The 25885-nt window shown below is 64.1% G+C and carries 27 protein-coding genes; 18 read left to right on the forward strand and 9 right to left on the reverse strand.

The features are described from left to right. Positions 1-2: 2 nt before the first annotated feature. Complete coding sequence (locus JQ631_RS16435; RefSeq protein ID WP_212327645.1) at positions 3-878, reverse strand: branched-chain amino acid ABC transporter permease; 876 nt, start codon at positions 876-878, stop codon at positions 3-5. Positions 879-1152: 274 nt separating this feature from the next. Between JQ631_RS16435 and JQ631_RS16440 the strand changes: the two genes are divergently transcribed. The 5 genes from JQ631_RS16440 (at position 1153) to JQ631_RS16460 (ending at position 6080) form a co-directional block, all read left to right on the forward strand. Next, positions 1153-1902: an ABC transporter ATP-binding protein gene (locus tag JQ631_RS16440; RefSeq protein WP_212328623.1), complete on the forward strand. Its 750-nt coding sequence runs from the start codon at positions 1153-1155 to the stop codon at positions 1900-1902. Beyond that, a complete protein-coding gene (locus tag JQ631_RS16445; protein WP_212327646.1) occupies positions 1899-3425 on the forward strand; it encodes a permease in 1527 nt (508 codons plus the stop codon). The genes JQ631_RS16440 and JQ631_RS16445 overlap by 4 nt, the downstream gene beginning before the upstream one ends. A gap of 91 nt (positions 3426-3516) precedes the next feature. Next, positions 3517-4332 carry an MBL fold metallo-hydrolase gene (locus tag JQ631_RS16450; RefSeq protein WP_212327648.1) on the forward strand — a complete coding sequence of 272 codons (816 nt, stop codon included), beginning with the start codon at positions 3517-3519 and terminating at the stop codon, positions 4330-4332. Positions 4333-4395: 63 nt separating this feature from the next. Then, positions 4396-4917, forward strand: coding sequence for a hypothetical protein (locus JQ631_RS16455; RefSeq protein WP_212327650.1), 522 nt, complete (start codon positions 4396-4398; stop codon positions 4915-4917). 110 nt (positions 4918-5027) lie between these two features. Next, positions 5028-6080 carry an amidohydrolase family protein gene (locus JQ631_RS16460; RefSeq protein ID WP_212327652.1) on the forward strand — a complete coding sequence of 351 codons (1053 nt, stop codon included), beginning with the start codon at positions 5028-5030 and terminating at the stop codon, positions 6078-6080. 129 nt (positions 6081-6209) lie between these two features. Here JQ631_RS16460 and JQ631_RS16465 read toward each other — a convergent pair whose 3' ends face one another. Then, the gene (locus JQ631_RS16465) at positions 6210-6665 is read right to left on the reverse strand and encodes a cupin domain-containing protein (protein ID WP_212327654.1); all 456 of its coding nucleotides are present in this window, start codon (positions 6663-6665) and stop codon (positions 6210-6212) included. 236 nt (positions 6666-6901) lie between these two features. Between JQ631_RS16465 and JQ631_RS16470 the strand changes: the two genes are divergently transcribed. After that, entirely contained in the window at positions 6902-7456 is a 555-nt protein-coding gene (locus JQ631_RS16470) for a hypothetical protein (RefSeq protein ID WP_212327656.1), read from the forward strand. A 10-nt stretch (positions 7457-7466) separates the two neighbouring features. On the opposite strand, the gene JQ631_RS16475 is transcribed toward JQ631_RS16470, so the two are convergent. Then, positions 7467-8723: an aminopeptidase gene (locus JQ631_RS16475; protein WP_212327657.1), complete on the reverse strand. Its 1257-nt coding sequence runs from the start codon at positions 8721-8723 to the stop codon at positions 7467-7469. Positions 8724-8836: 113 nt separating this feature from the next. Further along, positions 8837-10198, reverse strand: a complete 1362-nt coding sequence (gene pcaB, locus JQ631_RS16480; protein ID WP_212327659.1) for a 3-carboxy-cis,cis-muconate cycloisomerase — start codon at positions 10196-10198, stop codon at positions 8837-8839. A 320-nt stretch (positions 10199-10518) separates the two neighbouring features. On the opposite strand from pcaB, the gene JQ631_RS16485 reads away from it, so the two are divergent. Continuing rightward, the gene (locus tag JQ631_RS16485; RefSeq protein ID WP_212327661.1) at positions 10519-10926 is read left to right on the forward strand and encodes a BA14K family protein; all 408 of its coding nucleotides are present in this window, start codon (positions 10519-10521) and stop codon (positions 10924-10926) included. Between the two features lie 220 nt (positions 10927-11146). Continuing rightward, positions 11147-12706: a winged helix-turn-helix domain-containing protein gene (locus JQ631_RS16490; protein WP_212327663.1), complete on the forward strand. Its 1560-nt coding sequence runs from the start codon at positions 11147-11149 to the stop codon at positions 12704-12706. Positions 12707-12762: 56 nt separating this feature from the next. Here the strand turns inward: JQ631_RS16490 and JQ631_RS16495 are convergent, their stop codons facing one another. Beyond that, complete coding sequence (locus JQ631_RS16495) at positions 12763-13185, reverse strand: GFA family protein (protein ID WP_212327665.1); 423 nt, start codon at positions 13183-13185, stop codon at positions 12763-12765. Between the two features lie 114 nt (positions 13186-13299). After that, positions 13300-14088, reverse strand: coding sequence for a methanethiol S-methyltransferase (gene mddA, locus JQ631_RS16500; protein ID WP_212327666.1), 789 nt, complete (start codon positions 14086-14088; stop codon positions 13300-13302). A gap of 133 nt (positions 14089-14221) precedes the next feature. Between mddA and JQ631_RS16505 the strand changes: the two genes are divergently transcribed. After that, positions 14222-15772: a winged helix-turn-helix domain-containing tetratricopeptide repeat protein gene (locus JQ631_RS16505; protein ID WP_212327667.1), complete on the forward strand. Its 1551-nt coding sequence runs from the start codon at positions 14222-14224 to the stop codon at positions 15770-15772. 6 nt (positions 15773-15778) lie between these two features. Here the strand turns inward: JQ631_RS16505 and JQ631_RS16510 are convergent, their stop codons facing one another. Continuing rightward, positions 15779-16618 carry an alpha/beta fold hydrolase gene (locus JQ631_RS16510; protein WP_212327668.1) on the reverse strand — a complete coding sequence of 280 codons (840 nt, stop codon included), beginning with the start codon at positions 16616-16618 and terminating at the stop codon, positions 15779-15781. Positions 16619-16897: 279 nt separating this feature from the next. After that, positions 16898-17059 (reverse strand): hypothetical protein, encoded by a 162-nt coding sequence (locus JQ631_RS16515; protein ID WP_212327669.1) that lies wholly within the window; start codon positions 17057-17059, stop codon positions 16898-16900. On the opposite strand from JQ631_RS16515, the gene JQ631_RS16520 reads away from it, so the two are divergent. The 4 genes from JQ631_RS16520 (at position 17058) to JQ631_RS16535 (ending at position 19055) form a co-directional block, all read left to right on the forward strand. Then, positions 17058-17222, forward strand: a complete 165-nt coding sequence (locus JQ631_RS16520) for a hypothetical protein (RefSeq protein WP_212327670.1) — start codon at positions 17058-17060, stop codon at positions 17220-17222. The genes JQ631_RS16515 and JQ631_RS16520 overlap by 2 nt on opposite strands. Beyond that, positions 17219-17428 (forward strand): hypothetical protein, encoded by a 210-nt coding sequence (locus JQ631_RS16525; protein ID WP_212327671.1) that lies wholly within the window; start codon positions 17219-17221, stop codon positions 17426-17428. Before JQ631_RS16520 ends, JQ631_RS16525 begins: the two co-directional genes overlap by 4 nt. A 104-nt stretch (positions 17429-17532) precedes the next feature. Further along, positions 17533-18468 (forward strand): AEC family transporter, encoded by a 936-nt coding sequence (locus tag JQ631_RS16530; protein WP_212327673.1) that lies wholly within the window; start codon positions 17533-17535, stop codon positions 18466-18468. An 80-nt stretch (positions 18469-18548) separates the two neighbouring features. Next, on the forward strand, positions 18549-19055 hold the full coding sequence (locus JQ631_RS16535) for a PaaI family thioesterase (RefSeq protein WP_212327675.1): 507 nt from the start codon (positions 18549-18551) through the stop codon (positions 19053-19055). A 24-nt stretch (positions 19056-19079) separates the two neighbouring features. Here JQ631_RS16535 and JQ631_RS16540 read toward each other — a convergent pair whose 3' ends face one another. Then, positions 19080-19367, reverse strand: a complete 288-nt coding sequence (locus JQ631_RS16540; RefSeq protein WP_212327677.1) for a hypothetical protein — start codon at positions 19365-19367, stop codon at positions 19080-19082. Positions 19368-19568: 201 nt separating this feature from the next. On the opposite strand from JQ631_RS16540, the gene JQ631_RS16545 reads away from it, so the two are divergent. The 5 genes from JQ631_RS16545 (at position 19569) to hemA (ending at position 25759) form a co-directional block, all read left to right on the forward strand. Next, positions 19569-19889, forward strand: coding sequence for a hypothetical protein (locus tag JQ631_RS16545; RefSeq protein ID WP_212327679.1), 321 nt, complete (start codon positions 19569-19571; stop codon positions 19887-19889). A gap of 223 nt (positions 19890-20112) precedes the next feature. Then, complete coding sequence (locus JQ631_RS16550; protein ID WP_212327681.1) at positions 20113-20832, forward strand: outer membrane protein; 720 nt, start codon at positions 20113-20115, stop codon at positions 20830-20832. 158 nt (positions 20833-20990) lie between these two features. Beyond that, complete coding sequence (locus tag JQ631_RS16555) at positions 20991-23132, forward strand: methyl-accepting chemotaxis protein (RefSeq protein WP_212327683.1); 2142 nt, start codon at positions 20991-20993, stop codon at positions 23130-23132. A gap of 121 nt (positions 23133-23253) precedes the next feature. Next, the gene (locus JQ631_RS16560) at positions 23254-24315 is read left to right on the forward strand and encodes an MBL fold metallo-hydrolase (protein ID WP_212327685.1); all 1062 of its coding nucleotides are present in this window, start codon (positions 23254-23256) and stop codon (positions 24313-24315) included. 214 nt (positions 24316-24529) lie between these two features. Next, positions 24530-25759: a 5-aminolevulinate synthase gene (gene hemA / locus JQ631_RS16565; protein ID WP_212327687.1), complete on the forward strand. Its 1230-nt coding sequence runs from the start codon at positions 24530-24532 to the stop codon at positions 25757-25759. The last annotated feature ends 126 nt before the right edge of the window (positions 25760-25885 follow it).

Below are 25885 nucleotides of genomic sequence, written 5' to 3' on the forward strand. Positions count from 1 at the left end.
GTTCAGACCTTCTTGCGGGCGTGAAGGCCGAACAGGCCTTCGGGCTTCAGCAACAGCACGGCGAGCAGCACGATGTAGGGCGCGACGTCCTTCCAGCCTTCGGGCAGATAGAACCCCGCCATGCTCTCGATCACGCCGATCAGGACGCCGCCAACGACCGCGCCCGGGATCGAGCCGAAGCCGCCGAGCACGGCGGCCGGAAACGCCTTGAGACCGAGCACGAGGCCGACATTGGAATGAATGAAGGTGATCGGCGCCAGCAGCACGCCGGCGCAGGTCGCGACCGCCGCGCTGATCGCCCAGACGATCGACACCACGCGCTTGACCGGGATGCCCATGTAGTAGGCCGCCAGCATGTTCTCGGAGCTGGCGCGCATCGCGGTTCCGAGCGTGGTCTTGTTGAAGAACAGCCAGAGCAATGTGCAGAGGATGACGGTTGCCGCGATCACCGACAACTTGTCGTGGGCGAGGACCAGCGAGCCGATGCGCAGCACGCCCTGGCTGAACGGCGTCTCGATCTTGAAATCGTCGGTGCCCCAGATCATGCCGGCGACCGAGCGCAGGAAATAGCCGAGCCCGATGGTGGCCATGATGATGGAGAATTGCGGATAGCCGAGGATCGGCCGAACCACGATCCGCTCCGCCAGCATGCCGAACAGCGCCATCGCAGCCACCGCACCGGCAAAGCCGACCCAGTAGTTCAGGCCCATCATGCCGATGAAGGTGAAGGCGAAAAAGCCGCCCAGCATCATCAGATCGCCCTGGGCGAAGTTGACGACCTCGGTGGCCTTGTAGACGAGCACGAAGCCGAGCGCGATCAGGCCGTAGACACAGCCGAGCGCAACACCGCTGACCAGCTGCTGAACGAAATCCAGCATCGCCGCGTCCTCCCGATGCAACCAGCGGTTCTTGACGACCGCATTGCCGCATCCTTGTGTCCAGCCGCTACGCAGTCGTTTCGCCGCGTGAGCGCCATTTGTCCCGGCGCCAATTCAGCCTGAACCGCCCAGTACTGTCAACAAACGGTGACTTGCCTTTAGTCCAAGCCCCGGTCGAAGTCGGTTGCCGGAATTTGCGGCGGCGCGATTCACTGTGCCGAAACATCTTCGGGTCATGGTCGCGACCGATGCAAAACCGTATGGTGTGGCCGTCATGAAGCCGGACAGCTCGGCGCTCGAAGTCCGAGGGTTAACGAAGCGTTTTGACCGTTTGGCGGTCGATAGCCTCGATCTCACCATTCATGCCGGCGAATTCTATGCGCTGGTCGGCCCCAATGGCGCCGGCAAGACCACCACTTTGCGCATGGTTGCCGGCCTGCTCAGACCCGATGACGGCGGCGTCTCGATCTTCGGCATCGATGCGCTCCGAAATCCTGTCGCGGCCAAGCAGGTGATGGCGTGGGTTTCCGACGAGCCCATGATCTATGACAAGCTCACGCCGCTCGAATATCTCGAATTCGTCGCCGGCCTCTGGGGCATCGCGCCCTCCCTCTCGAAACCAGTCGCCGAGGAACTGCTGGACTCGCTCGGCCTCGAGCCACACCGGCACGAACGCTGCGAAGGTTTCTCCAAAGGCATGCGCCAGAAAGTGGCGCTTGCCGGCGCGCTGGTGCACGATCCACGGCTCATCATCCTCGACGAACCGCTGACGGGCCTCGACGCCGTCTCGGCGCGCCATGTGAAGGGATTGCTCGGCGATCGCGTCCGCGCCGGCTGCACCGTCATCATGACGACGCATATTCTCGAGGTCGCGGAGCGCATGGCCGACCGCATCGGCGTGATCGCCGCGGGGCGCCTCGTTGCCGAAGGCACCCTGACTGAGCTGCGCCAGCAGAACGGCCATGCCGACACCAGCCTCGAAGATCTCTTCATCGCATTGGTGACGCTTCAGGAAGCCGCATGAGCTCGGCGACCGCGCTTTCGTGGTTCGCCCGTCACGAGCTTCGGCTCGCCTGGCGCGAATGGTTCGCCATGATGACGGGCGGCCGGCGCAAGCGCGCACGCGCCGCTGTGATCGGCCTGCTGTTCTTCGCCGCACTGCTGCACGTGCCGGCCTGGGCGGTGATCGGCCGCTTCGCTAATCTGCAGCTGCCGCTCGACAAGTCTTCGCTGATCGTGATCTCGACGACGATCCTTCTCGCCTGGACCTTGATGCTGTCACAGGCGATCGAATCCGTAACACGAGTGTTTTACGCCCGCGCCGATCTCGATCTCATCATGTCCTCGCCGGCGACCCTGGCCAATCTGTTCTCGGTGCGCATCGCCGCGATCGCGCTTACCGTCACGATGATGGCGCTGTTGTTCTCGACGCCCTTCATCGACGTGCTGGTGATCGGCGGCGGCGCGCGATGGCTCGCCGCATTCGGCGTGGTCGTCGCGATGGGCCTGTCGGCCGCGGCGATCGCGATTGCCGTCACCATTCTCCTGTTTCGCTTGATCGGCCCGTCGCGGACGCGCTTCGTCGCCCAGATTCTTGCCGCGATCATCGGCGCCGGCTTCGTGATCGCGCTCCAGGTCGCGGCGATCATCTCCTATGGCACGCTGTCGCGCTTTACCATCCTGACCTCAGGCACCCTCGCGAACCATGCGCCCGACATCGACAGCATCTGGTGGTGGCCGGCAAGGGCGACCATGGGCGACAGCGAGGCCCTGCTCCTGCTCCTCGCGCTCGGGCTGGTGCTGCTTGGATGCGTCATGGCGATCTTCTCGGGCCGCTTCGCCGACACGGCGATCGAAGCCGCCGCCTACGGCACATCCAGCCGCAAGCGCGCGAAGGAGCGCCCGTTCCGCGGCGGATCGCGCCAGCAGGCGCTGCGGCACAAGGAATTCGTGCTGCTGTGGCGCGATCCCTGGCTGATCTCGCAGACGCTGATGCAGCTGCTTTATCTGGTGCCGCCGGCATTGCTGCTCTGGCGCAGTTTTGGCGACAGTTCCGCGGCGCTGACGCTGATTACGCCCGTGATCGTCATGGCCGCAGGTCAGCTCGCCGGTGGGCTCGCCTGGTTGACGATCTCAGGCGAGGACGCGCCTGACCTGATCGCGACCGCACCGCTGACGTCCGCCAGCGTCATCCGCGCCAAGATCGAGGTGGTGCTGATCGCGATCTCCGTCATCTTCAGCCCGCTGGTGGCAACACTGGTTTTCGCCTCGCCGTTCCAGGCCGCGATCACGGCAGCCACGGTGATCATCAGCGCGGCCTGCGCCACCGCAATCCAGCTCTGGTTCCGGGTCCAGGCCCGGCGCAGCCAATTCCGCCGCCGCCAGACCTCGTCGCGGCTTGCGACCTTTGCCGAAGCCTTCTCCTCGATCGGCTGGGCCGCCACCGCCGCGCTGCTGCTCACGCTGCCGACCGCCGGCATCGTCAGCGGACTGATCACTGCGGGCCTCGTCGCCGGCACCTGGAAATTCAGTCCGCGCAGGGAGTGAGGGTGCGGCATTGACGCGCTGTTGATCTCAGCCCGTTGGCCAGGCGCCGCGTCGCACGCTAGACTTTCCCCGACGTCATCGGGGACTGGCCATGTGGCGAATAGTTTCGGCGGCATTTGTGCTGTTGAGCACATGTCTCTCACCTGCCCTCGCCCAGCAGCCGCCTCAGCGCAGCGAATGCCTGGCGATGGCGAACGCCGCGCCCCGCGCGATGCCGGCTGTCTTCCGCCAGGCGGCCGCCACGGCCGAGGTCGAAATCACCTATGCCGGCCACTCCACCTATTTCATCGACACGCCGGGCGGGGTGCGCATCGCGACCGACTACAGCGGTGCCTATCAGGTCGGGCGATTGCCTGACGTCGTCACCATGAACCGGGCACACAGCACGCACTATTCTCTCAATCCCGACAAGCGCATTCCCCATGTGCTGCATGGCTGGGGCGAGGACGGAAAGCCGGCCATCGTGTCGGAGCGCATCGGCGACACTTTCATCCGCAACGTCACGACCGACATCCGCCGCTACTTCGGCGACGATTCCGGCGCCGACATGATCCGCGACGGCAATTCGATCTTCATCTTCGAGGTCGCGGGCCTCTGCATCGGCCATCTCGGCCATTTGCACCACAAGCTCGACGACAGCCATTTCGCCCAGATCGGGCGACTCGACATCGTGATGGTACCGATCGACGGCACCTACACCATGTCGCTCGACGGCGTCTCCGAGATCACCAGGCGGCTGCGCGCCTCCGTGGTGCTGCCAATGCACCGCTTCGCCACCCCGCTCGACGAGTTCATGCGCCGGATCGGCCAGCAGTTCGAGATCGACCGCCGCACCGAGCGCTCCCTGCGGATATCGCGGGATACGCTGCCGACGACACCGACGGTGATCATCCTCGACGGCGTCTGACGGCAATTTTCTCCAAGTCGGCCGCCGGCGGTTCGTGCTGATCTTCTGCAACAGGAGATCGATATGACCGACTTCAAGAGATTGTTGCACGCGGATGGACCCAACCCCGAGCACGCGGCGGCGCTTCAGCTCTATGGCCGCTTCGTCGGCGATTGGGACGCCGAAATCACCGCCCATGGACCCGACGGAACGAAACACAATGCACCCGGCGAGATCCATTTCGGCTGGGTGCTGGAAGGACGCGCCGTCCAGGATGTCTGGATGATACCCCGCCCCGCGGGCAACCCGGCCTTTCCAATCGCCGGCAATTGGTACGGCACGACACTGCGGGTCTACGATCCCTCCATTTCCGCGTGGCGGATTTCCTGGTTCGATCCCGGACGCAGTGTATTCCGCCAGCAGATTGGCCGCCCGCGCGGCGATGACATCGTGCAGGAAGGCACCACGGAAGCCGGTGACCTCACGCGCTGGAGTTTTGTTGAAATCACGGATGATTCCTTTCACTGGCTCGGCGAGGTCAAGCCCGCCACGGCTGCCGACTGGCGGCTGGCGGTCGACGTGAGGGCGACGCGGCGCAAGGGCTGACGGCAACGCCGCCGTGCTCGCGACGGAGGGCGCCGTTGCGCAAGGCGCGCTGCCGCGTGACGAGACGAGGTGCTACGCTCCCGCCACAAGAACAGAGGGAGCGAAATTCGATGGCTGCAAGCGGTCTGCCCGCCAACACCAGCGGGCTATTCGTCGAACCACGCGAGGACTGGCTCGCGCAATATCAGGAAGAGATCATCGATCCCCTCAGGCCGATCGTCGATCCGCATCATCATCTCTGGAATCGCGGCCAGCGCTACCTGATCGAGGAGATGGCCGCCGACATCGCTTCCGGCCACAACGTCATCGCGACCGTCTATGTCGATTGCCGCTCGATGTACCGCGCCCACGGGCCCGAGGCATTCAAGCCCGTCGGCGAGGTCGAGTTCGCCAACGGCGTCGCTGCGATGAGCGCGAGCGGCGGTTACGGCAAGGCCGCGATCTGCGCCGGCATCGTCAGCCACGCGAACCTGCTGCTCGGCGATGCCGCGAAGCCGGTGCTGGAAGCGGAGATCGCCGCCGGCAACGGCCGCTTCCGCGGCATCCGGCATTCCTCCGCCTGGGACCAGGATCCCGTGGTCGCCGGCATGTACGCCAACCGGCCCAAGGAGTTGTTGCGGGATCCGACCTTCCGCAAGGGCTTCGCCTGCCTCGCGCCACTGGGCCTCAGCTTCGATGCCTGGCTGTTCCATCCGCAGATCGGCGAGCTGACGGAACTCGCGCGCGCCTTCCCCGACACGAAAATCGTGCTCGACCATTGCGGCGGACCGGCCGGTGTCGGCCGCTTTGCCGGACGGCGCGAAGAGGTGTTTCCGCAGTGGCGCGCCTCGATCCGGCAGATCGCCAGTTGCGAGAACGTGGTGGTGAAGCTCGGCGGGCTCGCAATGTGCCTGCTCGGCTACGACTTCCATCTGCGCGAGAGGCCGCCGTCATCCGAAGAACTGGCCGCGGCGTGGAGGCCCTATGTCGAGACCTGCATCGAGGCATTCGGGCCGAAGCGCGCGATGTTCGAAAGCAACTTCCCGCCGGACAAGGGCCAGTGCAGCTACCAGGTGATCTTCAACGCCTTCAAGCGCATCGCAGCTCCTCTGAGCGACGCGGAGAAGACGGCGCTGTTCTCGCAAACGGCAACCGACTTCTACCGGCTCGAACTACCGGCCTGACGCGAAAGAGGGGCCGGGATGTTGGTCCCTGCCCCTCTTCCGTCGTGGCCGCTGGGAAGCGTCCGTAAAAATTATTGTGTGAGCATGACCTGGTCGGAAAACCGCTGCACACTTTTCCGCGTCATGCTGCTAACCGGCCCCCATGAGGGTGGCAGGACGGCGTTCGCCGGCCGAGAGGAACATCCGCTTCAGCTTGTTGACGACGCGGACCATGAAGCCGATCACCGCCGGGTTGGTCTTGCGGCAGAAGGCGATCTTCTTGACGTGACCTTCGACGTGCCATTTGGCATGCGCACCGTCGCGGAAGAAGATGACGTCGCCGACGCCATAGCGCTTCGACGGGAGGCCGTCGCTCTCCAGCACGATCGATCCTTCCAGGATCATGATCGTCTCGTCGAAATCATAGTACCAGTTGAAACGGCCTTCGGTGCAGGACCAGATGATGGTCGAAGAGGTGCCGTCCGAACTGGTCGAGAGGATGTGGGAGCGCGAAACCGGGTTACCCTCGATGATCCAGGCCGGCTCGATCGGCCGCAGCTCCAGATCCACATTGCAACTTGCGATTTCAACCAACGAGCGCGACATCTTCTTCCCCGGGGGATATAATATCAATGGCCGGGTCCAGGCCCGGATTGTTTCGAAAGATGTCGGAACGCTAGTCGCCGGCTTTTAATTCTTTCTTACGCAGGCCCCGACAATCAGCCGGAAGTTGCAGACGCGAAGCTGATAACGTCGCGATTTGCCCGCAAATTCGCGCACATGAACCCATCTTTTCCGGGGTGCGACAAAGTGCGCGAAGCGACCCGGAAGGAGCCCCAGCGATGCCCCTCACCCCAGAGGTTCTGACAGCCCAAGGCGAGGTCGTCGCCTGGCTCGGCAGCCTCGGCGTCTCGTTTGCGCCGGACGAGGAGCGCTGGTTCACCATCGACGGCGTCGAAAGCCCCCGGCAGCTCGGCAGCGACGGTTCCGGCGGCGCCTTCGTGCTGCTGCCCGCGCGGAATGTCCTCTACGTCTCATCGGAAGGTCGCGCCGGGATTATCGCCGAAAGCTTCGAGGCATTCGTCCAGCTGGTCGTTGCCCGCCCCTATTGGCTGGACATCCTCAAATTCTCCGCCGGCGGCGATCTCGAGCAGATGCGGCGCGCGGCAGATGCGCTAGAGGCGACACTCGACGAGGAGGACGAGGTCAACGAGGCGAGAGAGGAAATCCGCATGCGCCTGGACATGCCGGAGCCGCACGATCCGGTCAGCGCGCTCTACGAGGCGGTCGCGGCGTCCGGCGCCATCGTGCGGGCCACCGACGGCAGCCCGTTCACGACACTGTTCAACCGCTTCAGCATCGACAACAACCCGATGCTGCGCAACGCGGCGGCGTAGCGAGAAGGAATTACTTCGCCCACTCGCCCTTGCGGAACACCGGCACCTTGCTGCCGTCGGCCAGAATACCGTCGATGTCGGTCTCGGCCGAGCCGATCATCCAGTCGATATGGATCAGGCTCTGGTTGCCGCCTTGCGCGGCGATCTGCTGCGGCGTGAGCTGGGCACCGTTGACGAAGCACTTCGAATAGCACTGGCCGAGCGCGATGTGGGACGCCGCATTCTCGTCGAACAACGTGTTGTAGAACAACAGCCCGCTCTGCGAGATCGGCGAGGAATGCGGCACCAGCGCCACTTCGCCGAGCCGGCGTGCGCCCTCGTCGGTGTCGAGCACCTTGTTCAGCACTTCCGCGCCGCGCGAGGCCCTGGCATCGACGATACGGCCGTCCTCGAAACGCACCGCGATGTTGTCGATCAGCGTGCCCTGGTAGGACAGTGGCTTCGAGCTCACGACATGACCATAGACCCGCCGGCAATGCGGCGTGGTAAAGACCTCTTCGGTCGGGATGTTGGCGTTGCAGCTGATGCCGTTCTTGGCGGACGAGGCCCCGCCTTCCCATTCATGACCGTCGGCCAGCCCGATGGTGAGATCGACACCCGGCCCGTTGTACTGCAGCGCGCGGAACCGCTGGCCGTTCAGCCAATTGGTGCGCTCGCGCAGCACCGCATTGTGGCTCGCCCAATTGGCCATCGCATCCTCGCGGTCGACGCGGGACGCCGCAAAGATGGCGTCCGCGAGCTTGCCGATCGCAACCTCTTCGGAATCATCCGGGAAGACCTGCTTCGCCCAGGATGGGGTAGGATAGGCGATGATGTTCCAGTTGGTGTCGAAATTGACGATCTTTTCCAGCGCCGGCTGATAGGCCATGGAATTTGCCTTGCTGGCGCGCGCAACCTTGGACGGATCCTCGCCCGACAGCAGCATCGGATTGTCGCCGACGATGGCGAGCCGCGCAGTGTTGTCCGAGAACGCCTTCGCCATGCCTTCGTAGAGCCAGTTGGCGGCGCGATCGAAACTGTTGTCGTGGCCGTAGCGATAGCGCGCCAGCGTCATCTCCTCGTCGGAGAGAACAGGCGTCACGATGCCGGCGCCGGCCTTGTAGGCATGCGCGGCGATCCGGCGCACCAGCGGCAGCGCGATCGCCGGCGCCGTCAACAGAAGGTCCTGTCCCGGTCGCAAGCCCAATCCCACCTTCACCGCCACCTCGGCCAGCCGGTCGAGTTTCACGGGATCGATGGACGTGGAAGTATTGCGGTGATCAGTCATGCCGGGTCCTCTGCCGAAAGTCTGCCATTCAATCTAAGTCTAGCATCGCGCGACACAAGTGTGCGAGCGCCTTGCACTCCCTGAAAGATACGGAGTTTCACGCGGTTTGGTTTTCAACGCGTTGCCGATTTCAGCACCCGGTCGACCATGGCAGGCGCAAGGCCGAGGTAATTTTTCGGTGAAGTGAGGGCCTCGATCGTGGCACGATCGATCCGGCTCGAGACACGGGTGTCGGCTGACAGCGCATCTGCGAGGCTGATGCCCTTCTCGTTGGCGAGCCTGCAGGCGTCATAAACCACGTCATGCGCATCCTGCCGCCCGATCTGCGGCGCCAGCCCCATCATCACCGCTTCGGCCACAATCAGGCCGCGACTAAGGGCAAGATTGTCGTTCATCTTGGTCTCGTCCACGATGAGGCCGCCGAGCGCAAACCTGGCCTGGTGCAGCGCGCCGGCGGTCAGCACGAAGCTTTCGGGAATCGCCATCCATTCGGCGTGCCACGGACCGGTGGCGCGCTCGAAATCCTGCACCATGGCGTCCAGCATCAAGCCCGCCTGCTGGCGCACCGCTTTGCTTGCGGCAAGCATCAGTTCCGAGGAGATCGGGTTGCGCTTCTGCGGCATGGTCGAGGAGGCGCCGCGTCCCTTGACGAAAGGCTCGTAGAGTTCGGCGAACTCGGTTGAGGCCATGATCATGATATCGAGCGCGATCTTGCCGAGCGAGCCGGTAACGAGCGCCAGGAAATTCACCGCTTCCGCGAATCCATCGCGTGCGACGTGCCAGGTCGAGGCGGGAACGCCGAGCTTCAACTCCGCGCAGAGCGCCTCCTGCACCTCAAAACCCTTGTCGCCGAGCGAGGCCAGGGTGCCGGCCGCGCCGGCGAACTGGCCGACCAGCAAGCGCGGCTTCAATTGTGCGAGACGCTCGGCATGGCGGTCGAACATCGCGAGCCAGATCGCCGTCTTGTAGCCGAACGTCACCGGCAGCGCCTGCTGGAGATGGGTGCGGCCCGCCATCGGCGTGTCGCGATGACGCCGCGAGAGATCGGCGAGGATTTTGCGGAGCTCGGCGATATCGCGTTCGATGATCTCGAAGGCAGCGCGCAATTGCAGCACCACGGCGGTGTCCATGATGTCCTGCGTAGTCGCACCCCAATGCACGTAGCGGCCGGCCTCGCCGCACTGCTTCACCATCTGATGCACCAGCGGCAGGATCGGATAGCCAACGATATCGGTCTCCTGCCGCAGCAATTCGAAGTCGAACGCCGTGACATCAGTCCGCACCGCGATCTGCTCAGCGGCGTCCTGCGGAATCACGCCGCACCGCGCCTCCGCCCTTGCCAGCGCCACCTCGACCTCCGCGTAGCGTGCGACCATCGCGACATCGGAAAACACCTCGCGCATCGCAGGCGTGCCGAAGGCATCGCGGAACAGCATGGAGTCGAGCACGGTGGTCGAAGCGGGAAAAGCGGGCATGGGCGTTTCTTTGCGGCTGTTGTGATGTGTGTGGACAGCTTACGCGGGCCGCAAGGTTCGGCAATGGACAATCATGGTTGGACACATGTTCGGCGGCGCGTTCGGCGCCGCCCGACGCGATATCGCAAGCTCCCTCAACCCGTCATTGCGAGCGCAGCGAAGCAATCCAGACTGCCGCTGCGGAAAGACACTGGATTGCTTCGCTGCGTTCGCAATGACGGCGGCTGCGTTCCTGTCCAAACTTTAATTCAGCGCACTTCCGCACTTGCCTTATCACTTGTCACGCGGCGCGAATGCCGCCGCATGACGAGGAGAGCTCAATGTTGAAATCGTTTCGCTTCGTTGCCGGCGCCTGTCTGCTGGCGGGCCTGTCGGCTGCGACATTGACCGCGGCATCGGCGGCGCCGGTCGGCCAGCCACGCGCGATGACGCCATCTGCACCCGGCCAGATCGAGCAGGTGCGCTGGTACGGACATCGCGGCTGGGGCTGGGGCGGCGGCGCGTTCGTCGGCGGACTTGCGGCCGGTGCAATCATCGGGGGCGCCGTCGCCGCGCCCTCTTATTACGGCTCACCTTATTATTATGGGCCCGCCTATCCGCCGCCGCCCGCCGGCTACGCACCGCCGCCGGAAGGCGACATCCAATACTGCATGGAGCGCTACAGATCCTACAATCCGAACACGGGCCTGTACCTCGGGAACGACGGCAGGCGCCATCCCTGCCCCTGATGCTCTGCCGCGGCATCCGGACACTGCTCGGGTGCCGCGACAATCTGACCAGGATCGCCACATTCTAATTCAGGTTGCATTCCTCCGCGGAAATGGCATGGCAGCCATCCGGATGTCGCTGTGAACCGGATCGACCTCCCGATGGACTCACAGACTTCAAGTCGAAATCCATTTTGATTTCATCATTGCCTGAAGTCTTTATGAGGCCTGAGTTTTCGACGTGCAGTTTCTGTTCCGGGACCATCTTCTCGACACCGACTTGCGCGAGCTGAGCCGCGAGCAGGTTCCCGTTTCCGTGGAACCGCAGGTCTTCGACCTCGTCGTCCATCTCATGGAAAACCGCGACCGGGTCGTCAGCAAGGACGAGCTGATCGACAAGATCTGGCACGGCCGCAGCGTCTCGGAATCGACCTTGACCAGCCGGATCAACGCGGCGCGCAAGGCCATCGGCGACAGCGGCGCGAACCAGTTGCTGATCCGTACCATCGCGCGAAAAGGCTTTCGCTTCGTCGGCAATGTCGAGACCAAGTCCGGAAGCGCAGCGGTGGAACCGCGCCACAGCGTCACGGTGTCGCACGCGACGCCTGCGCTGCCCGACCGGCCTGCGATCGCCGTGCTGCCGTTCACCAATATGAGCGGCGACCGCGAGCAGGACTATTTCTCCGACGGCATCAGCGAAGACATCATCACCGCGTTGTCGAAGCTGCGCTGGTTCTTCGTCGTCGCCCGCAACTCCTCCTTCGTCTACAAGGGCCGCGCCGTGCATCTCAACGAGATCGCGCGCGAGCTCGGAGTCCGCTACGTGCTCGAGGGCAGCGTGCGACGCAGCGGTGATCGCGTGCGCATCTCGGCTCAGCTCAACGACGTCTCGACCGGCGGCCATCTCTGGGCCGAGCGCTACGACCGCGAGCTTGCCGACATCTTTGCCGTGCAGGACGAGATCACCGAAGCCATTGTCGCCGCGATCGAGCCGCAGCTCTACGCGGCCGAGAGCTTTCGCGCCCAGCAGAAGCCGCCGGGCAGCCTCGACGCCTGGGATTTCGTGATGCGCGCGCTGTCGCATTACTGGCGCATCACGCACGAGGACAATGCATCGGCGCAGGCGCTGCTCGAGCAGGCCATTGCGATCGATCCCGCCTATGGCAAGGCGCTGGGCCTGCTCGCAACAAGCCATATATTCGGCGCGCATATGGGCTGGGCCGACATGAGCGCGACCGTCCCCATCGCAGAAGCCGCGGCACTTGCCGCGGTGGAGGCTGATCGCGACGATGCCTGGGCTCATCACGGCCTCGCCTATACCTATCTATTCCGCCGCCGTTTCGTCGACGCGCTGGCCGAATTCGAGCTGGCGCTGACGCTCAACCCGAATTTCGCGATGGCGCACGCCTTCTACGGCGTCACGCTGTGCTACGCCGGACGATGGCAGGACGGTGATGCCGCGGCGCGCCGCGCGCTCCGGCTCAGCCCACGCGATCCGCTCGCGGGGATCTATTGCGGTGTTGCGGCCTATGCGCAGTTCATCGGCCGCAATTACGAAGAGTCCATACAGATGGCACGGGAATCAATGCGACAGCGGGGCGATTTCGTCGGCGCGCATCGCGTGCTGACGGCCGCCGCCGGCATGTCCGGCGACTCCGTGCTCTCGGCTTCCGCGCTCGAAGGCTTGCGCCGTACCCAGCCCGGCATCTCGCTCGCCTGGCTCAACCGCGAGCTGCCGATGCTGCGCGAAGAGGACCGCGCGCATTATCTCGAAGGATTTCGGCGCGCGGGCATGAGTTAGGCTCGCCACATTGTCGGTGCACCCTATCCCCTTGTGGGAGAAGGAAGTGCAGAGCCTCACTCCTGTATCATCTCGCCGCTGCCCCCGAACTCGGCGGGAAAATCCTTCAGCTTGGGCAAGCCGTCGCGCATCGGCAGCACGGTCTCGGAATAGTTGACGTGGACGCCGGGCGTGAAGGCAAGCGTCGGAATCGTCGCCGTGAACACGTCGATCAGATCGAGCGGTGGATGGTTGGTCATGAGATGACCGCCGCACTTCTTGCAATATTTGCGTTGGCTCATCGGCGTCTTGGCAAAGGTCTCCACATTCTGGGCGCCTTCGGTGATGCGCACGGCCTCCGGCTTCCACAGGCTGAACGCGTTCACCGGACCGCCCGACCACGAACGGCAGGAACGGCAATGGCAGTAGCCCATCGCCGCCGGCTCGCCTGTGACCTCGATCGTGACCGCGCCGCAGAAGCAGTGTCCGACATGTTTCATCTTGGTTCTCCTGAGATGGACTGGGATCAAGATACTGGATTAGAATTCCTGGATTGCAAATGAGGCCAGTCGCGCATCCTCCGTTCGGCGGATGCGCGACAGAGAATGCGGCGGCTAGACTGACCGGCGCCAGGGAATGAGCATCGACACCCGTTGTTTGTACTGCCGATATTCGTCGCCGAAAAGATCGACGAGATCGTGCTCCTCCAGGGCGATGCCGATGAAGATGTAGGCCGTTGTCACGGCCGCAAACAGCAGATGGCCTGCGGTCATGATCGGTGCCGCCCAGAAGGCGATGATGAAGCCGAGATAGATCGGGTGGCGGACGAATTTGTAGAGCAGCGGCGTCTTGAACCGCGGCGGCTCGGCCTCCTTGCCGACGAGATGGTTGGTCACCTGATGCAGTCCGAACAATTCGAAATGATTGATGATGAAGGTCGAGGTGAACACCAGCACCCAGCCCGCGAAGGAGAGCGTGACCAGCGTCACGGCAAGATCGGGGCTATCGACGTCCCATACGACCGACGGCAACGGACGCCACTGCCAGAACAGGAGGAGCAATGACAGGCTCGCGAACAGCACATAGGTCGAGCGCTCGACCGGCTTGGGGACGAACTGCGTCCACCACGCCTTGAAGCGCTGGCGCGCCATCACGCTGTGTTGAACGGCGAACAGCGTCATCAGCAGCAGATTGATGATCACTGCTTCGGCGGTCGGCGTGTCGGCTCCGGTATCGATGGTCTTCGGCACCACCAGCCCCATCACGAATCCGATGGCGTAGAGAATGGTGACGAAAAACACGAGATACGCCGCAATTCCGTACAGAAAGGCGATGAACTTGAAAATACGCGAGCCCGTAACCTCCGGGCCAATGGAATGAATTTGATGATCGAGTTGGGTCATAGAAAGCTCCGTTGTGCCGAGGCATCGGCACTGTTTGGTCTGTGCACCATGCCGGACCGGACGGGCGAAGACTTTCGCGGACGGTTGATTTTCGCCTGAGACGACTTTGATTTTTGCTTGAGACGACAAAAACGTGCGATTTCTCTTTGAAAACAACGTGCTCGACGGCGACCTGCGCGAACTGACCTGCGCCGGGACGACCGTGCCGCTGCAGCCGCAGGTGTTCGATCTGCTGCTTTACCTCGTCGCGGAACGCACCCGCGTCGTTACCAAGGACGATCTGATCAGCCAGATCTGGAGCGACCGCATCGTCTCGGATTCGGCGCTGAACAGCCGGATCAATGCCGCGCGCAAGGCGCTCGGCGACGACGGCGCGACGCAGCGGCTGATCAAGACGATCCCGCGCAAGGGCTTTCGTTTCGTCGGCGACGTCAGGGAAGAGGCGGCCGCAAAGCCAGCGCCGGCAGAAGCTGCGCCCAACTCCCCACGAATCGTGTCGGACCGCCCCGGCATCGCCGTGCTCGCCTTCGAGAACATGAGCGGCGACCCCGCCCAGGACTATTTCGGTGACGGCATCAGCGAGGACATCCTCACCGCGCTGTCGAAGCAGCGCTGGTTCATCGTGATCGCCCGCAACTCTTCGTTCACCTACAAGGGCCGAGCGGTTCACATCAAGCAGATCGCCGACGAGCTCGGCGTGCGCTACATCGTCGAGGGCAGCGTCCGCAAGGTGGACAACCGCGTGCGCATCACCGCCCAGCTCAACGACGCCACCACCGGCGGCCATCTCTGGGCCGAGCGATACGACCGCGAGCTGGTCGACGTGTTCGCGGTGCAGGACGAGATCACCGAGCGGATCGTCGCGGCGATCGAGCCGCAGATCCACGCCGCGGAAAATTTTCGCACGCATCGCAAGCCGCCAGCGAGCCTGGATGCCTGGGACCTCTTGATGCAGGCGCTGTCGCACTACTGGCGGATCACGCCGCAGGACCACGCAGCGGCGCAGAAGCTGCTCGAGCGCGCGATCGCGATCGATCCTGAGTACGGCCAGGCGCTGGCGGTGTTGGCGGCAAGCCACATGTTCGGCGTGCATCTGGGCTGGGCTGAGCTCGCCACGACAGCGCCGATCGCCGAGAATGCCGCGCTCGCCGCGATGCGCTGCGACCATGAGAATGCCTGGGCTCATGCCGCACTCGGCAGCGTCTGCTTCTCGACGAGCCGGCTTACGGATGCGCTGTCCGAGTTCGAGCAGGCGCTCGCGCTCAATCCCAACTTTTCGCTGGCGCAGGGCTATTACGCGCTGGCGCTGTCTTATGCCGGGCGATCCTCCGATTCGTTCGAGGCCGCGCAAAAGGCGATCAGACTTTCGCCGCGCGATCCGTCACTGGCGATCTATTACGGCATCGCCGGCTATGCGCGCTTTACCGAGCGGCACTATGACGAGGCCATCGCGCTCGCGCGGGAGGCGATCCGCCATCGCGGCGAGCTCACCGGCGCCTATCGCGTGCTCGCCGTCTCCGCCGGAATGATCGGCGACGTCGCGCTTGCGGACATGGCGCTGGGCGAGCTCCGCCGCACCCAGCCCAACATCTCGCTCGACTGGATCGCGACGCAGCTGCCATGGGCGAACGATGCGGATCGCGAACACTATCTGGAAGGATTTCGGCGAGCGGGGCTGAACTGAGGAAAGTCACTCACCCGACGCGAACGCGTCGAGCAGGGCGTTGAAGGCCTCCGGCTTCTCCCATTGCGTGGAGTGGCCGGCGCCTGCGACGACCTGAACCGCACTGCGCCACAAGGTCGGGGCGGCCAGGCGCTGGAGATAGCCGAGATCGACGATTTGCTCCTCCGCGCCTTGCACGATCGCGATCGGAATCTTCAGATTGCGCACGATTTCGGTTTCGTCGGCGAGACCGCCGCTTTGCGCGGCGGCACCGAGGCAGGCGCGCGCGTTGCCGTCGGTCCCGCGGAAATCGTCCCCCACGAAGCCGGGAATCGGCGCATAGCCCGGCGCGAAAGCCGTGTGCATCCATTCCTCGATCTGCGCCTCGGTCGGCGCGGCCGTGAAGGCGGTGGGCGACAGGTTCTTGAAGCCGGCAAAGCCCGCAGGCCCGCTGCCGATCGGCGGCGTCCCGAAGATCATCAGCCGTGCCGCCATCGGCAGCGATGCGGCCGCGTTGAGCACCGCATGCCCGCCCAGACTCCAGCCGACGACGGTGGCGCTCGTGAGATCGAGCGCGCGGGCGGCAGCGGCAATCGCCGCTGCATAACCATGGCCGGAATAATCCTTCTCCGGATTGGGCGGCGGCGAAGAGGCGCCATGGCCAGGGAGATCAATCGCGATCACGCGGAACTTGGCACCGAGCGGCCCCTGCAACTGCTTCTGCCAGATTCGCGACGAGGAGGAATTGCCGTGGACCAGCAGGATCGGGCGTCCCGTACCGGCGCTTTCAAATCCCGCGATGGTCTGCGCGCCCAATTGCAAATTCAAAGGGCGGAGATTCGGACCCGGAAATGGTTGATCGCTCATGCCGGCCTGCTCTGGTTCTCAATTACAATCGAGAGCCAATCTGGCACGCCACGCCAGATGGCGCCACCTTCGTTCGGCGCCCGTCATTGCGAGCGCAGCGAAGCAATCGAGATCCCGCCGCGGAGAGACTCTGGATTGTTTTGCTGCGCTCGCAATGACGGAGTTCTTGGCAATGCCGTGATACGGCGGACAATCGTGTGCTTTTCATCCCAGGCAATCCTGCACGCGCCAGTTGCTGGCGAGGTTCCGGGACCGGAAAGAGCTGCTGCGTGAGACGCGTCACGCTTCGGTATCCCGGTCCGCTAGGAACGGATCGCTCACAGGCTTTTTATCTCCTGTGACCGCCTGCACGGCTGCAAAGCCGAAGCCGGCACCCCACATGTTGATGGAATGATTTCCATCATCTGATGATGGATCGCCATCTATTTTGGAGGCCGACATGGGCCAGGTTATTCAGTTTATCTCGAAGTCCGAGCGCGAGCGCATTCGCCTCATCCAGGAAGCGCGCGCGATCTATGACAGCATTTTTCCGTCGGCTGATCCGGCGGGCGAGCAGACAAGCGGAGCCAACGCGCGCCAGGGCGACAGGGGCAACCTCGCATGATCAAGATCATCGCCGTCCTCTGCAGCCTCGCCTCTCCGTCCAATTGTCACGAGCAACTCGTCACCAGCTCCGACTTTGCGCAGGTCTCGGTACAGTCCTGCCTGATGGGCGCGCCGCAGCTCGCTGAATGGATGAACCAGCATCCGGCCGAGCGCCTGGCAGCCTGGCGCTGCGTGATCGGTCAGCAGAACGGCCGGGGAATTTAACGCGCGAGGCCGGCCTTTCGAGGGCGGCGCGATCCGGTTGAACCGTGACGAGCAGGCATCGCCAAGCTAGAATGGCGATATTGCCTGGCGCAGGGGGACACCGGATGGAGGTTGCCAGCCTCGTACTTCCCGTATTCGCGATCATCGTCACCGGGTGGCTCGCCGGGGCATCAGGCTATCTCTCCCGCTCGCTCGCCGACGCGCTGGTGCATTTCGCCTACAACGTCGCGATGCCGGCGCTGCTGATCGTCACGATCGCGCAGGAGCCTGCCCGCAATCTCCTGGAATGGCGCTTCCTGCTCGCCTTCGGCGGCGGCTCACTCATCTGCTTCGCGCTGGTCTTCCTGACCGTCCGCGCAGGCGGGAAGCGCGATCTCGCCAGCAGCACGATCCAGGGCATGGCGGCGGCGATGACCAATACCGGCTTCGTGGCGCTGCCGATCCTGCACGCCATCTACGGGCAGCCCGCCGTCCTGCCGGCCGCGGTGGCAACGGTGTTCGTCGCGGCCGTGATGTTTCCGATCACGGTCATTCTGCTCGAACGCGACGCGCGCGGGCCCGCGCATTCCGCCGGCCTCGCAAAGCAGATCCTGCTCAATCCGATGGTGCTGTCCACGCTCATCGGCCTCGTCTGGGCGATCACGGGCCTGCCAATTCCGGCAGCCGTTGCTGCCTACCTGAACATGATCGCCGCGGCGCTCACGCCCTGCGCGCTGTTTGCCATCGGGCTCGGTCTGTCTGTCCAGGGCTTGCGATCCAGTCTCGGGACATCGTTCGCACTCGCTGCCGTGAAGCTGGTGGTGATGCCGCTGATCGTCTACGGCCTCTGCCTCGTCACCGGCCTCAATCCGCTCTACACCGTCGCCGCCGTTATCTGCGCCGCCGTGCCGACCGCAAAAACCGTTTACGTGCTGGCCCACGAGCACAAGGTCGAGGAGAAGCTGGTCGCGGCCACGGTCTCGGTCACGACGATGCTGTCGGTCGCGACCCTGCTGGTCGCACTCTACCTGCTCTCCGGCCTCGCGACCGCAACGCACTGAACGCGACCAAAACCCGCCTTTTGACTCCGACACGCTTCACATCATATGATTCTCATCATCTTATAGGACAAGGACGAGCGATGGTGGATGACAATTCCAGCCCGCGGACGGTCGAATACGGCGTCGTATCCGTTGAGAAAATGGCATCGATGACGGGGCTCGATTTCGTCCGCGCGATCTTCTCGCGACGATTGCCGGAGCCGCCGATCATGCAGACGGTCGAGCCGTTCGACTGCTCGGCCGACCCGGGTACCGTCGTGATCCACAGCGTGCCGGGCCTGCGTCACTACAACCCGATCGGCTCTGTTCATGGAGGCTACGCCGCGATCCTGCTGGATTCCGCGATGGGGCTTGCCGTGCAGACCACCCTGCCCGCGGGCACCGGCTACACCACGCTGGAATTCAAGATCTCCTTCGTTCGCGGCATGAGCGAAGCCAGCGGCACGATTCGCACCGAAGGCCGCGTGCTCAACGCCGGCCGCCGCGTCGCCACCGCCGAAGCGCGCATCACCGATGCAAAAGGCCGGCTGATCGCGCATGCGACGACCACCTGCCTGGTGTTCCCGATCGGCGGCGCGGAAGGCTAAGGCGCGGCACAGTCAGGCCTGATCTCACCGCGGATTTGTATTGCTCCAGGTCGGCGCCGAATTGGTGACACCGACCGACGGCCAATTATATGTGCCGACCGACGGCGCCGTGACGGTGCCGACCGTCTGTCCCGACGACCCGTAAGCCGGCCTCGGCTGCACCGCGGTCACCCCGGGGCTTCCATAGGACGGAGCCGGCAGGCCCGTGCTGTGGGATCTATGCGACCGATACTTCTTCGCTTCAGCCGCGAGGGGCGCCAACGCCAATCCGGTCGTGACGAGCGCGGCAATGATGAGTCTGGTCGTTGTCATCGCTGATCCCTTTGTTTGCGGCGGGCCCGGTGAGCCATGTGGTCATTCGTCGGAGAATTCCCATAGGCTCTCGTTCATAACTCCGTGTGCGCTGAAATGTGCCGGAGCGCGCTGTGGCGCCGCTGCGCGCGATCCCGCCTTCGGATGGACCCGAATCAGCGCTAGTGGATTGCTTTCAGCGACCCCCTGGACGCGAGCAGCATGACCGGCCCCGAACTGAAGCAACTCCGCGACGACCTCTCCGACGCCATCGAGCGCAAGCTCACCGCGGCCGACATGGCGAAGCTGTGTGCATTGCCGGAGCAAGGCGGCGCCGACACGATCCGGCGCTGGGAAGTGCGCGGCCCGACCATCGCTGCGACCAAGGTGCTGCGCGTGCTGGCCATGGCAAGCGAGCGCTATCCGATCCTGGAGAAGTTCGACGTCTTCGATCGCCATGATGTGCGCGAGGAAGATCGGCCCGCAAAGCGCGCAGCCTTCCGCGCCCAGATGCGCGACGAGGTGCGGCGCCGCCTTGGTTAACGGAACGCGCGCGCAAGTTACCGCGACGCTCTCGAATTAAGCCTTCCTTCACCACTTCTTAAGCCACCATTAAGCACGAAAATCATTTACGGCCCAATAAGTTAGGTTGGGCGCTGTTGTGCCATGCATGTGACAGCATTTTCGTCAAAAGCGAGCTATCTGCAAAACCAACGCGGCGCCGACTGCGCGCCCGCCGGGGACCTTAGTGTTGGAGTTCAAGACGATGAAGAAGATTCTGTTTGCGACCGTTGCGCTGTTCGTGGTGGGCGCAGCAGCGCCGGCGATCGGTGCCGATCTCGGCGCCCGCCCCTATTACAACAAGGCGCCGGCCTATGCCGCGCCGATCTACAACTGGACCGGCTTCTACATCGGTGCGCATCTCGGCGGCGCGTTCTCCAGCGACAACAATTTCAGCGGCCTCTCCACCGGCAACAACGGCAACGGCCGTTTCCTCGGCGGCTTGCAGGCCGGTGCGGACTGGCAGTTCCACCCGAACTTCCTGGTCGGCGCCGAAGCCCAGTATTCCTGGCTCTCCGGCAGTGTCGGCGCGGTTTTCCCGGGCGGCACCTACACCAACGATCAGCGCGGCCTCGGTTCGATCACCGGCCGCGTCGGCTACACCTGGGGCCCGGGCCTGCTCTACGTGAAGGGCGGCTACGCCTATTCGGACAACAACGAGAAGGTCACCGTCGGTGGCGTTCCGAATGCCTTCATCATCGATGGCGACCATCGCAACGGCTACACCGTCGGCGCCGGCCTCGAATACATGTTCGCGCCGAACTGGTCGGCCAAGGCCGAGTACCAGTACTACAATTTCGGCGACGCGCACTTCACTGCGGGTCCGCTGGTCGGCACCGGCAATTTCACCACCGACGACCATACCTTCAAGGCCGGCGTCAACTACCGCTTCAACTGGGCTACCCCGGTCGCCGCGCGGTACTGATTTCGTCTGGAAACTCTCGTCGCCATCAAGGGCCGGCAGCAATGCCGGCCCTTTCTTTTTTCGCCCTGCGGAACTGCCAAGCATTTGTGCAACTTGCGATTTTTTAACCCGCGCCAAGGATACTCCGCCGCGAGGATTACGGGTGTGGGGGAATTTCGATGGCAATCCGTCTGAGCGTCGGCCGTTTCAAACCTCGTTTCAAGATGCCGAAATGGGGTCTGCGCGGCAGCCTGTTCGCGGCGTTCGCCGTGATCGCGGGCATGGGCCTCGTGATCGCAGGCGGTGCCGGCTTCGTGTTCAAGCATCTCGGCTCGACCATGATGGATCTGAGCGGCCGCGACATCCCGCGCCTCTCCGCCAGCCTTCAGCTCGCCTCGCAGAGCGCGACGCTCGCGGCGCAGGGTCCGGGCCTGCTCGCCTCGCCCAGTGACGATGCGCTGAACGAGCGCACCAAGAACGTGAAGAACATCCAGCAGCTCGCGATGGCCAAGCTCGGCGAAATCATCGAGCTCGGCGCCGACCAGCAGACCGCGAACGCGCTCCGCGACACCGCCAAGAGCATCGACGACGCCACGCAGAGCCTGGTTTCGGCGGCACGCGAACGTCTCGACACCGGCGCGCTCCACGAAAAGCAGTATGAAGCGCTGCGCAAGGCCCAGCTCTCCTTCGTCGGTGCCGCCGGCCCGGCCATGCTGGACGCGCAGACGCGCCTCAACGCGATCCTTGGTGCTGCGGAAGTGTCGGCCGATGACGCCACCGAAGCTGCCCGCACCGTCTCCCAGGTCTCGACCGTCTCCGCCAACGGCAATCTGATGGCCGCCGACATGATGGCGGCGCTCTCCGCCAACAGCAGCGACACGCTCGAGGCGATCGAGAAGGAATTCAAGACGACCCGCGACCGCGTCAAGTCCAACCTCGAGGACCTCCCGAACATTTCCTCGATGCAGGCCGTGCGCGACGCCGTGCAGAAGCTGTTCGCCTTTGGCGAGGGCAAGAACGGCGTGTTCAAGATCCGCCAGAAGGAGCTCGACTCCATCGACTACGGTCAGACCATTCTGGATGAGACCCGCAAGCTCAATGTCGGCCTCGGCATCAGCGTTCAGGCGCTCGTCGACGGTGTGCAGAAGGAGACCAACACGTCGACCTTCCAGGCCCGTCAGGAGATCTCGCTCGCCACGATGGCCATGCTTGCGCTAGGCGGCCTCACCTTGATCGGGTCGGCGCTGTTCGTTTGGCTCTATGTCGGCCGCAACATCCTGCGCCGTATCCGCGAGCTTCAGCGCGCCATGCAGCTGCTCTCTGCCGGCGACCTCGACACCGAGATCGTCCGCTCCCGTCAGAACGACGAGATCGGCGCGATGAAGGAGACGCTGACGGTGTTCCGCGACAGCATGGTCGAAGCCCGCGCGCTCGCGGGCGAGCAGGACAAGGATCGTGTCGCCAAGGCGGAACGTGCCGCTCACATGGAAGCGAAGATCGCGGAGTTCGAAGGCACCGTACGGACCGCACTCGACAATCTCGCGCAATCGGCCAATTCGATGCAGTCGACCGCGCAAAGCATGTCGACCACCGCAGACCAGTCCAACGCGCTGGTGAACGCGGTTGCTTCTGCCGCCGAGGAAACCTCGGTCAACGTGCAGACCGTGTCGTCGGGCACCGAGCAGCTGTCGTCCTCGATCGAGGAGATCAGCAAGCAGGTCGTCACCTCCGCGGCGATCGCCAAAAAGGCGGTCGACGAGGCCGGCGCCACCGACACCACGGTGCAGAGCCTTGCCGACAGCGCGAGCCGCATCAGCGTCGTCGTCGACCTGATCCAGACCATCGCCTCCCAGACCAATCTGCTTGCGCTCAACGCCACCATCGAGGCGGCCCGTGCGGGCGAAGCCGGCCGCGGCTTTGCAGTGGTCGCGTCCGAAGTGAAGAGCCTCGCCAGCCAGACCGCGAAGGCGACGGAAGAGATCCGCACCCAGATCGCCAGCATGCAGCAGGTCACGACCTCGGCCGTCGGCGCCATCCAGGGCATCGGCCGCATCATCGGCGAGATCAACGACGTCACCACCACGATCGCGGCTGCCGTCGAGGAACAGGGTGCAGCGACGCGTGAGATCGCCCGCAACATCCAGCATGCGGCCGGCGGCACCAGCGAGGTCTCGAGCAACATCGTCGGCGTCTCCACCGCTTCGGCCGAGGCGGGTGCCGCGGCGAGCGAAGTGCTCGGTGCCTCCGATGCGCTCCGCCGCGAGGCCGACATGCTGCGCGGGGAAATCGACGCATTCCTCAACAACATGCGGGCGGCGTAAGTCGTCGCCCCGTAGCCCGGATGGCGCTCCATCCGGGCTACGGAAAATACGCCCGGTATGACGGCCATGCCGCGTTCTTTTTCGGCTGGCGCCCCGCCCGCGCTGGGTTTAAGCCGGTAGCATGAACGCAAAAACCGACACCGTGCAGTCCTCGGCCGAGGCTCTGCGCTATCCCTGGGAGCAGCATCCCGGCCCCGAAGAGGTCGTTGAGGTGCGCCCCGGCGTGCTGTGGGCGCGGCTGAAGCTGCCGTTCCGCCTCAACCATGTGAACATCTATTTGCTCGCCGATGGCGACGGCTATGCGATGGTCGATGCCGGCTTCGGCAACGAGGAGACGATCGAGGCCTGGACCAAGCTGTTCGAAGGCCCGCTGAAGGGCGTCAACATCACCCGCCTGATCGTCACGCATTCGCACCCCGACCATGTCGGTCTCGCGGGCTGGATCGTCGAGCGGTTCAACTGCCCGCTGGTGATGTCGCAGGTCGAATATCTGCAATCGGTCTATCACCAGAACCGCGGCACGGAGGAGCGGCGCGAGGCGCAACGGCAATTCTTCCGTCGTCATGGCATGGACGAGTCGCTCACCGAAAAGCTGCTCGGTCGCGGCCAGGATTATCTCAAGCGTGTCTCGGTGCTGCCGCCGTCCTATCGCCGCATCTCGCACGGCGACGACGTCGTGATCGGCACGCGCCGCTTCAAGGTGATCACCGGCGGCGGCCACGCGCTCGACCAGGTGATGCTGTATTGCGCCGACGACAAGCTGTTCCTCTCCGCCGACCAGGTGCTGAGCAGGATCTCGCCGAACGTCAGCGTATGGGCGGTCGAGCCCGACCAGAATTCGCTCGGCGAATATCTCGCCTCGCTCGCGAGCCTCACGACTACGCTGCCCTATGATCTCCTGGTGCTGCCCGGTCATGGTGTGCCGTTCTACGGATTGAAGACCCGCATCAAGCAGCTCGCCGATCACCATGAGGAGCGCTGCCGCCTGATCGCGGAAGCCTGCCGCGAGGTGCCGCAAACGTCGCGCGCGTTGGTGCCTGTCGTGTTCAACAAGCATGTGCTGGACGAGCACCAGATGGGTTTTGCCGCCGGCGAGCTCGTTGCTCACGTCAACTACATGATCGTCGAGGGCCGGCTGACGGCGGAGACCAAGGACGGCGTGTTGCAGTTCAGGACGACGTGAACGCAAGCGCCGGTTGAGCCGGCGCTTCGGAACACGGTGCAGAGCAGCATTTCAGGTCGCGCGAACTTGATCGGGATCAAGTTTCAATTCGCACGATAGGGCATTTTGCCCAAATGCCCTGCGCCGCCAAATGTGGGATAGCGCATAGACATTGGAGCTGGAATAGCTCTAAGGATATGCGCCCTTTTGGTCCGTTCCGTCCCAGGTTGCACCGATGGATTACGCCGAGTTCTTCAATTCCGCCCTCGATCGCCTCCATACCGAGCGCCGCTACCGCGTGTTCGCCGATCTGGAGCGCACGGCCGGCCGGTTCCCGCATGCGGTCTGGCATTCGCCCAAGGGCAAGCGCGACGTCGTGATCTGGTGTTCCAACGATTATCTCGGCATGGGCCAGCACCCGAAAGTGGTCGGCGCCATGGTCGAGACCGCGACCCGCGTCGGCACCGGCGCAGGCGGCACCCGCAACATCGCCGGCACGCATCATCCGCTGGTGCAACTCGAGACCGAGCTCGCTGATCTCCACGGCAAGGAAGCCGCACTGCTGTTCACCTCGGGCTACGTCTCGAACCAGACCGGCATCGCGACCATCGCGAAGCTGATCCCGAACTGCCTGATCCTGTCGGACGAGCTCAACCACAATTCGATGATCGAAGGCATCCGCCAGTCCGGCTGCGAGCGTCAGGTGTTCCGCCACAACGATCTCGCCGATCTCGAAGCACTGCTGAAGGCAGCGGGCCCGAACCGGCCGAAGCTGATCGCCTGCGAGAGCCTCTATTCCATGGATGGCGACGTCGCCCCGCTCGCCAGGATCTGCGATCTCGCCGAGAAGTATGGCGCGATGACCTATGTCGACGAGGTTCATGCCGTCGGCATGTACGGCCCGCGCGGCGGCGGCATTGCCGAGCGTGATGGCGTCATGCATCGCATCGACATTCTCGAAGGCACGCTCGCGAAGGCGTTCGGCTGCCTCGGCGGCTACATCGCCGGCAACGGCCACATCATCGACGCCGTGCGCTCCTATGCCCCGGGCTTCATCTTCACCACCGCGCTGCCGCCGGCGATCTGCTCGGCCGCGACCGCCGCAATCAAGCATCTGAAGACCTCGAGCTGGGAGCGTGAGCGCCACCAGGACCGCGCCGCCCGCACCAAGGCGATCCTCAACGCCGCAGGCCTGCCCGTGATGTCGAACGATACCCACATCGTGCCGCTGTTCGTCGGCGATCCCGAGAAGTGCAAGCAGGCCTCGGACCTTCTGCTCGAAGAGCACGGCATCTACATCCAGCCGATCAACTATCCCACGGTCGCCAAGGGCACCGAGCGCCTGCGCATCACGCCCTCGCCGTATCATGACGACGGCCTGATCGATCAGCTCGCCGAAGCCCTGCTGCAGGTCTGGGATCGCCTCGGCCTGCCGCTGAGCGAGAAGTCGCTGGCGGCGGAGTGATCCCGTCGTCCGGGCTTTCGCCGGGACCACGTTCAGGCGAGCAGCTTAACGACGACCCCAGTTCCCGCCCCCTTCCCGACATTTCGCTGTCGCTTGCGCCCCGTTAACGCGCTAGAATTGCAGAGA

Source organism: Bradyrhizobium manausense (genome assembly GCF_018131105.1).
Lineage (GTDB): Bacteria > Pseudomonadota > Alphaproteobacteria > Rhizobiales > Xanthobacteraceae > Bradyrhizobium > Bradyrhizobium manausense_B.